General features: G+C 64.8%; 6 protein-coding genes and 1 rRNA gene. 5 read left to right on the forward strand and 2 right to left on the reverse strand.

The window, feature by feature from the left end; translation table 11 throughout:
• Positions 1–121: 121 nt before the first annotated feature.
• The 5 genes from QNO00_RS16630 to QNO00_RS16650 all read left to right on the forward strand — a co-directional run bounded on the left by QNO00_RS16630 (position 122) and on the right by QNO00_RS16650 (position 6,961).
• The gene (locus QNO00_RS16630; protein WP_229968363.1) at positions 122–1,585 is read left to right on the forward strand and encodes an alpha,alpha-trehalose-phosphate synthase (UDP-forming); all 1,464 of its coding nucleotides are present in this window, start codon (positions 122–124) and stop codon (positions 1,583–1,585) included.
• On the forward strand, positions 1,582–2,358 hold the full coding sequence (gene otsB, locus QNO00_RS16635; RefSeq protein ID WP_284025308.1) for a trehalose-phosphatase: 777 nt from the start codon (positions 1,582–1,584) through the stop codon (positions 2,356–2,358). Before QNO00_RS16630 ends, otsB begins: the two co-directional genes overlap by 4 nt.
• 130 nt (positions 2,359–2,488) lie before the next feature.
• On the forward strand, positions 2,489–3,580 hold the full coding sequence (locus QNO00_RS16640; protein WP_229968359.1) for an ABC transporter ATP-binding protein: 1,092 nt from the start codon (positions 2,489–2,491) through the stop codon (positions 3,578–3,580).
• A 104-nt stretch (positions 3,581–3,684) separates the two neighbouring features.
• Positions 3,685–5,046 (forward strand): DUF4032 domain-containing protein, encoded by a 1,362-nt coding sequence (locus QNO00_RS16645; RefSeq protein WP_284025310.1) that lies wholly within the window; start codon positions 3,685–3,687, stop codon positions 5,044–5,046.
• A 199-nt stretch (positions 5,047–5,245) separates the two neighbouring features.
• Positions 5,246–6,961, forward strand: a complete 1,716-nt coding sequence (locus QNO00_RS16650) for a glycoside hydrolase family 13 protein (protein WP_502863504.1) — start codon at positions 5,246–5,248, stop codon at positions 6,959–6,961.
• Positions 6,962–7,016: 55 nt separating this feature from the next.
• On the opposite strand, the gene QNO00_RS16655 is transcribed toward QNO00_RS16650, so the two are convergent.
• Both QNO00_RS16655 and rrf read right to left on the reverse strand, forming a co-directional pair.
• Positions 7,017–7,502 carry an SRPBCC family protein gene (locus tag QNO00_RS16655; protein WP_284025311.1) on the reverse strand — a complete coding sequence of 162 codons (486 nt, stop codon included), beginning with the start codon at positions 7,500–7,502 and terminating at the stop codon, positions 7,017–7,019.
• A 231-nt stretch (positions 7,503–7,733) separates the two neighbouring features.
• Positions 7,734–7,850: ribosomal RNA gene (gene rrf / locus QNO00_RS16660) — 5S ribosomal RNA — on the reverse strand.
• Between the last annotated feature and the right edge of the window lie 271 nt (positions 7,851–8,121).

Here is an 8,121-nt window from a genome sequence, read left to right on the forward strand (position 1 = left end):
CAGGCACCAGTTTAGGCCAACGATTCATGCAGCCCTTACCTCCAACGGGCGCCGCGGACACAAAGTTTCAGGCCTTGGATAGAGTGGCATAAATACAAAAGCTAACCAAGGGGTGCATATCGTGAACGCTGCTGCCGCTGATCCCGCAGAAAAAAATGCCACGGATGGGTATGGCGATTTCGATTTCATCGTAGTGTCCAACCGCCTTCCGGTGGACCGAGTGACAACCGACGACGGCGAAAGCTGGCGCCGGTCCCCCGGCGGACTGGTTACCGCGCTGGCTCCGGTCATGGCCAAGGCCGACGGCGCCTGGGTGGGATGGCACGGAGCTCCCGACGAGGAACTCGACGAGTTCGACCATGACAACATGCACCTGCTGCCGGTGCCGCTGAGCGCTTCCGAAGTCGAGCTGTACTACGAGGGCTTCTCCAACGCCACCCTCTGGCCGCTCTATCACGACGTCATTGCGCCGCCGGAGTTCCACCGTACCTGGTGGGATTCCTACCAGACCGTGAACCGCCGCTTCGCCGACGCCGCCGCGACTATGGCCGCGCAGGGCGCCACCGTGTGGGTTCAGGATTACCAGCTGCAGCTGGTCCCGCAGATGCTGCGCAAGGACCGGCCCGACCTGAAGATCGGTTTCTTCAACCACATTCCCTTCCCGCCGCTGGAGATCTTCGCGCAGCTGCCGTGGCGCCGCAACATTATTGAAGGGCTGCTCGGAGCGGACCTGATCGGGTTCCAGCGCCCCTCCGACACCAGCAACTTCCTGCGCTGCGTCCGCCGCTTTGCCGGACACACCGTCCGCCAGCAGCAGGTCCATGTGAAAACCGAGGACGGCATCTCGTACGTCTCCCGCGCCGAGTCCTTCCCCATCTCCATCGACGTGGACCAGATCACCGAACTGGCCAAGCGGGAGGACGTCATTGAGCGTTCCAAGCAGATCCGCCGGGAACTGGGCGACCCCAAAACGGTGCTGCTGGGCGTGGACCGCCTGGACTACACCAAGGGCATCAGCCACCGGCTCAAGGCCTACGGCGAACTCCTCGAAGACGGCAGGCTCACCGTCGAAGACGCATCGCTGATCCAGGTGGCCAGCCCCAGCCGCGAGCGCGTGGAGCAGTACCGGCTGCTGCGCGAAGAGGTGGAGGGCACCGTGGGCCGGATCAACGGCACCTACGACACCATGGGCAGCACCGCCATCCGCTACCTGCACCACAGCTACCCGGTGGAGGAAATGGTGGCGCTCTACCTGGCCGCCGACGTCATGCTGGTCACCGCGCTGCGCGACGGCATGAACCTGGTGGCCAAGGAATACGTCGCCGCCCGGATCAACAACACCGGCGCACTGGTGCTCAGCGAGTTTGCCGGCGCCGCCGACCAGCTGCGCCAAGCGGTCCTGGTGAACCCGCACGACATCGACGGGCTGAAGGCCTCCTTCCTCGAGGCCATCGAGATGCCCGACCGCGAGGCCCAGCGCCGGATGCGCCTGATGCGCCGGCAGGTCCTGCAGAACGACGTCGAGCGCTGGTCCAAGAACTTCCTCAACGCCCTGCAGCAGGGAGAAGTGGAGAACGCACAGTGAGCAACCTTCCGGACGGCCTTTACGAAGCGCTGCAGCAGCTGGCGGCAACCGACACGCTGCTCGTCGCGTTGGATTTCGACGGCGTGCTGGCACCGCTGGTGGAACACGCCGACGACGCGCGGCCGCTGCCCGGATCCGCCGCGGCGGTACGGGCCCTCGGCGCCCTGCCGCACACCTTCACGGCCATGATCTCCGGCCGGGCGCTGGACAGTCTGCGCCGGGCCGCCAGTCCTGCTCCGGAGACCCTGCTGATTGGCAGCCACGGCGCGGAGGCCTGGACCGGGCCCAACGCCGAACCGCTGCTGTTGACTCCGGACCAGGCCGAGCTGCTCGGCCGGGCCCGGGAGGCCGTGGAAGAGGTGGTGAACTCCCATCCCGGCACGTGGCTGGAAGCCAAGCCCGCCGGCGTCGTGCTGCACACCCGCAGCGCACCCGACAACATCGCCTCGGCCGCCACCGACGCCGCCCGGGACAGTCTCCTGGCCCTCGACGGCGTCCAGGTGACCGACGGCAAGCGGGTCCTGGAGGCCTCGGTTGTGCACACCAACAAGGGCGAGGGCATCCGTGCGCTGCGGACCCTGACCGGCGCGACGGCGGTGCTCTTTGCCGGCGACGACGTCACCGACGAAAACGGCTTCGCGGCGCTGCTGCCCGGCGATCTGGGCCTGAAAATCGGTCCCGGAGACACGCGCGCTTCCTTCCGGGTGGACTCGCCCCATGCGTTCACCACAGTGCTCGAAACACTGCTGGAAATCCGGAGTTCCGGCGCCTGAGCGAGCCGGTCACAGGGGTATGGCATACTGACCCTGTGACCGCGGCCACAACCGCTGCCACCTGTCTGCAACTTAATAGCACTTCACTACGGATCGTCGGGCACGTACCTGCCCGTGAAGGAGAAACATCATGGCAACGGTAACGTTTGACCAGGCCACACGCCTGTACCCGGGCACTGACCGCCCGGCAGTTGATAATCTCAGCCTGGAAATCGCCGACGGCGAATTCCTGGTTCTCGTGGGCCCCTCCGGCTGCGGAAAATCCACCTCCCTGCGCATGCTCGCCGGACTCGAAGACGTGAACTCCGGCCGCATCCTCATCGGAGACCGGGACGTCACCGACGTGCCGCCGAAAGACCGTGACATTGCCATGGTTTTCCAGAACTACGCCCTTTACCCGCACATGTCAGTGGCCGACAACATGGGCTTTGCCCTGAAGATCGCCGGCATCGGCAAGGAAGAGCGGATGGAACGCGTCCGCGAGGCAGCAAAGCTGCTGGACCTCGAGGACTATCTGGACCGCAAGCCGAAGGCCCTCTCCGGCGGCCAGCGCCAGCGCGTCGCCATGGGCCGGGCCATCGTGCGGAACCCTCAGGTGTTCCTGATGGATGAGCCCCTCTCCAACCTGGACGCCAAGCTGCGCGTGCAGACCCGCACCCAAATCGCGTCGCTGACACGCCGCCTTGGCGTCACCACCGTCTACGTCACCCACGACCAGGTCGAGGCCATGACCATGGGCGACCGCGTGGCAGTGCTCAAGGACGGCATCCTGCAGCAGGTGGATACCCCGCGCAACCTCTATGACCACCCGAACAATGTCTTCGTGGCCGGCTTCATCGGCTCCCCCGCCATGAACCTGCTGGAGCTGCCGGTGGTGGACGGCGGCGTCGCATTCGGCGGCGCGGTCTATCCGGTGGCGAGTTCCGTCCTCGGTGCCGCCGCCGGCAACACGGTCACGGTTGGCGTGCGTCCCGAGGACCTGGAGATCGTGGATTCCTCCGGTTCGGGCCTGAAGGTGGAGGTCGACGTCGTTGAGGAACTCGGCGCCGACGCCTACGTTTACGGGCACACCACTCTGGACGGCACGGATCGGGACATGGTGGTCCGCGTCGACGGACGCCGCCCCCCGCTGAAGGGCGACACCCTGTATGTCCGCCCGCAGCCGGGCCATGTGCACCTGTTCGACACCGCCAACGGTGAGCGCCTGGCCGACCAGGCCTGATCCCGCCGGTTGACCTGCGGTGCCCCTCCACCTGAACTAGACTCGTGGATGGGGCCACCGCACTGCTGTTTAACTTCCAACAGCTCGATAAAGGGCACGTGCTTATGACCGAACCTGCAGGCGCAAACTGGCGCGACGAGCCAACTGACTATAACCAGCCGGGCAAACTGCCGCGCCCGCATGCCTCCACACCGGAAGCAGCCCTCGGCTCCCTGAACATTACCGCCGCTTCCATGGACCCGGCCCTGCTGGATCTGCCCTGGCACCTGCCGCTGGAGGACTGGCCCAAGGACAACTTGGCCGCACTTCCCCGGGGAATTTCCCGCCACGTCGTCCGTTTTGCCCGGATGGGCGACTCGCTCATCGCGATCAAGGAAACCAGCGAACACGTGGCCCGGCAGGAATACCACATGCTGAGGAAGCTGCGCCGGCTCAACGTTCCCTCGGTCGCCCCGGTGGCCGTCATTACCGGGCGCTATGACATACACGGCGAGGAGCTGCAGCCGGTCCTCGTGACCAAACACCTTCGCTTTTCACTGCCCTACCGCGCCGTCTTTTCGCAGACCCTGCGCGAGGTCACCCTCACCCGACTGATCGATGCCCAGGCCCTGCTGCTGGTGCGCCTGCACCTGGCGGGGTTCTATTGGGGCGATGTGTCGCTGTCGAACACCCTGTTCCGCCGCGACGCCGGCGCCTTTGCCGCCTATCTGGTGGACGCGGAAACCGGCGAACTCTATCCGGAGCTTTCCCGGGGCCAGCGCGAGTACGATCTGGAGATTGCCCGGGTCAACATCGCCGGTGAGCTGATGGACCTTGCCGAGGGCGGCCTGATAGAGGAGACCGTGGATCCGCTGGCCACCAGCGAACGGATCATGGACAGCTACCGGAACCTGTGGGCTGAGCTGACGGAAAAGGAATCCTTCGAACTCGGCCAACGCTGGCGCGTCAACGCCCGCATCCGCCGGCTGAACGACCTGGGGTTCGACGTCGACGAACTCACCATCAAGAGCACAGCCGACGGCACCCACGTCCAGCTGCAGCCCAAGGTGGTCGACGCCGGCCACCACCAGCGCCGCCTGCTGGGCCTGACCGGCCTCGATGCGCAGGAGAACCAGGCCCGCCGCCTGCTGAACGACATGGACTCCTACCGCGCCGACAACAATCCGGATCTCGATGAGGAGCTCAGTGCGCATCTCTGGGTGACCCAGGTGTTCGAGCCGATCGTTAAATCAGTGCCGCGCGAGCTGGGCAGCAAGCTGGAACAGGCCGAAGTGGTGCACGAGGTGCTCGAGCACCGCTGGTACATGTCGGAAAAGCAAAACCGAAACGTTCCCATGGCCGAAGCCGTGCAGTCGTACATGGACACCGTGCTCCGGCACCGCCGGGACGAGGCGGCAATCCTGCTGACCGCAGACACCCGGACCATGAACATCCTCGAATCCGGCGGCACGCCCGACCAGGAATGACAGTGCTAATGACCCGGAATTGGGCCCCAGCGGTCTAGCGCCACCGGTTCAGCGCGCGGTTCAGCGCGCGCAGCCGGTCGGGCGCAGCTGGTCCCACTATTGTGCCCAATGTCACGAACCGTTCGGGAAAAGCCTCCGGCGGCAGTTCGTTAACGAAGATGAGCAACGATCATCCGAGACAGGAGGACGCGACCGGCCTATGTCCACACCAGCTGTTTCCCGCACACCGGGATCCGCCCTTAGAACCATCCCCGTCCATATGCCCCCGCCCGGGCGCGAATGGTGGCGGTCTTCGGTTATTTACCAGATCTATCCCCGGTCGTTCCGAGATCTGCGCGGCGACGGAGTCGGTGATCTGCCGGGCATTACCAAAGAGATTCCGGCCCTGGCGGAGATGGCGATTGACGCCGTCTGGCTGTCGCCGTTTTACCGGTCTCCGCAGAAGGACGCCGGCTACGACGTGGCGGACTACTGTTCTGTGGACCCGATTTTCGGCACCCTGGACGACTTTGACGCGTTGGTAGCCCGGGCCGCCGAATATGGAATCCGGGTCATCGTGGATCTGGTCCCGAATCACTGCTCCGACCAGCATCACCTCTTCCAGGCGGCACTGGCGGCAGATCCCGGGTCGCCGGAACGCGACATGTTTATTTTCCGCGACGGCCGCGGCCCCCAGGGCGAGCTCCCGCCGAACAACTGGCAGTCACACTTCGGCGGCCCGGCTTGGACCCGGACCACCAACCCGGACGGCACCCCGGGACAGTGGTACCTGCATCTTTTTGATTCCTCCCAGCCCGACTTCAACTGGGACAATCCGGCAGTGCGGACCGAATTCGAACGGATTCTGCGCTTCTGGCTCGACCGCGGCGTGGGGGGCTTCCGGGTGGACGTGGCGCACGCGCTGATCAAGAAGTCAGGTCTGCCGGACTGGGGCGGCGCTGCGGACGGCGCATCGTCCGAGGGTTTTCCTGGCTCGGCGGCTCCCATGTTCGGCCAGGCAGGCATCCACGATATTTTCCGGTCCTGGCGGAAGCTCCTGGACGAGTACGACGGCGACCGCGTGCTCTGCGCCGAAGCCAACGTTGATCCGGTGGAACGGATCACCGACTGGGTCCGCTCCGATGAAATGCAGCAGGCCTTCAACTTCGCGTACCTGAACCACCCGTGGGATCCGGCGGCGCTGCGCGGCATCATCGAGTCCTCCCTCCGGGCCTTCGACAAGGTCGATGCTCCGACCACGTGGGTGCTGTCCAACCACGACGTCGTCCGGCATGTGTCGCGGTTCGGGCTGGAGTCCAACAAGCTGCGCAGCGGGGACGGCATCGGGCCACGGGACAGCCAGCCGGACTATCTGCTCGGCGCCGACCGGGCACGTGCCGCCACCATGCTGATGCTGGGCCTGCCCGGCGGCGTGTATCTCTATCAGGGCGAAGAGCTCGGGCTGCCCGACCACACCCTGATGCCCGATGAGTTCCGGCAGGATCCCACCTACCACCGCACCGCCGGGGTGCGGGTGGGCCGTGACGGCAGCCGCGTCCCGCTGCCGTGGAGGGTCAGCGAACCCTCCTTCGGCTTCAGCTCCACCGGGAGCTCCTGGTTGCCGCAGCCGGCGTATTGGGGCCGCTATTCCCGGGATGTCGAGCAGCGGGATCCGTTCTCGTCGCTGAACATGTACCGCACGGCCCTTTCCCGGCGTCGGGAGCTGGGACTTGGTCATGGATCGCTGGAGTGGTGGCCGGAGCACGACGCCGAGGGCCTGGTGGCCTTCGTGAACAACAATGTCCTGGTGGCAATGAACATGGGCGACGCTCCGGTGCAGCTTCCTGAGCTTCCCGTCCTGGCCACCAGCTCGCCGTCGGCCTTGGAAGGCACCCGGCTGCGGCCCAACCGCACCGTGTGGCTGCGGCTCGATTAGCTGGCTTTGCCCGGGTTGAGGATTCCGGCAGCGGGTCTGGGGTCAGGCGAGGATGCTACCGGGCGCCCATGAAACGTGCGTAGCGGTCAAGGATCTGCGGCCAGGCGGTGGAGAATCCGCCATGGGTTTCCACGGCTTCAGCAACTCCGCCCAGGCCGGAATGCGTGAGGCTGACGCGAGTAGCGTCGTCGCTGACCGGAGTAAAGGTGATGCGGACTGCAGTGGGACTCTGCGGGCTGTGGCCGGCTACCCAATCCAAAACGAGCTCGGCATCCTGCACCCTGCTGTTGACGGCTGCCCACACTGCTGTTTGCCCCTCCGGCCCCGTCTCGGTCAGGGAGGCGGCCTCAAACTCCGGATGCGTGCCTTCCCCGAATTCCGTGTACTCCTCCGGCCACCAGAGGTGCAGGTATTCCGTAAAGCCGTTGAATGCTTCGTGAAGCTCACGGGGCACCTCGCGCTCGATAACGATGTCCTGCACAGCAGCCGACTCCTTGGCAGGTTCGGGCTGTTCGGCGTGGGAAAAGAGGGAGGAGTTCATCGTTCCAGCCTAGCCGGATCGTGTCGGAGCGCGAACGTGCTCAATCTCTCGCGAGATGGCAGTAAGTGCTCTTCCCGGGGCCGGGACGTGCAGTTTCTGCCATCCCGGCGCAAATGAGCCAGGGCCCGGGAGGTGCCGGCTGGTCTGGAACACACGGGTTAAACAAGTAAGGCCCCGCCAATGGCGGGGCCTTACTCTCTGAACAACCGGTGTCTTTCAACCGTAAATATTGTCCGGCGGTGACCTACTCTCCCACATCCTCCCGGATGCAGTACCATCGGCGCTGTGGGTCTTAGCTTCCGGGTTCGGAATGGGACCGGGCGTTTCCCCCACGCTATGACCGCCGTAACCCTTCCACCCGCACCACCCATAAACAAACCTGGGTGAGGGGAAATCAATGGTCACAACACAACACACCATCAAAAACAATGTGTTGCAATAGCGAAGTTATAACTGTAATTATACGGCACACCAAACCCTGAAGGGTGTGGTGGTGCCGGTTCCACGGGTGACAAACCTCACGGGTTTGTTATCCGGGAACCACATAGTGGACGCAAGCAGCATGATCAACACAACCCTTTATACTTTGGAGAACCGTTTGAAGTCGTGTTCTCCCAGA

Origin of the sequence: Arthrobacter sp. zg-Y1219 (assembly GCF_030125545.1) — a bacterium.
In the GTDB taxonomy this organism is placed as follows: Bacteria; Actinomycetota; Actinomycetes; order Actinomycetales; family Micrococcaceae; genus Arthrobacter_B.

Coding starts and splice junctions, on each gene's coding strand:
- QNO00_RS16640 (WP_229968359.1), top strand. CDS start 2,489: ATGGCAACGGTAACGTTTGACCAGGCCACACGCCTGTACCCGGGCACT.
- QNO00_RS16645 (WP_284025310.1), top strand. CDS start 3,685: ATGACCGAACCTGCAGGCGCAAACTGGCGCGACGAGCCAACTGACTAT.
- QNO00_RS16650 (WP_502863504.1), top strand. CDS start 5,246: ATGTCCACACCAGCTGTTTCCCGCACACCGGGATCCGCCCTTAGAACC.
- QNO00_RS16655 (WP_284025311.1), bottom strand. CDS start 7,502: ATGAACTCCTCCCTCTTTTCCCACGCCGAACAGCCCGAACCTGCCAAG.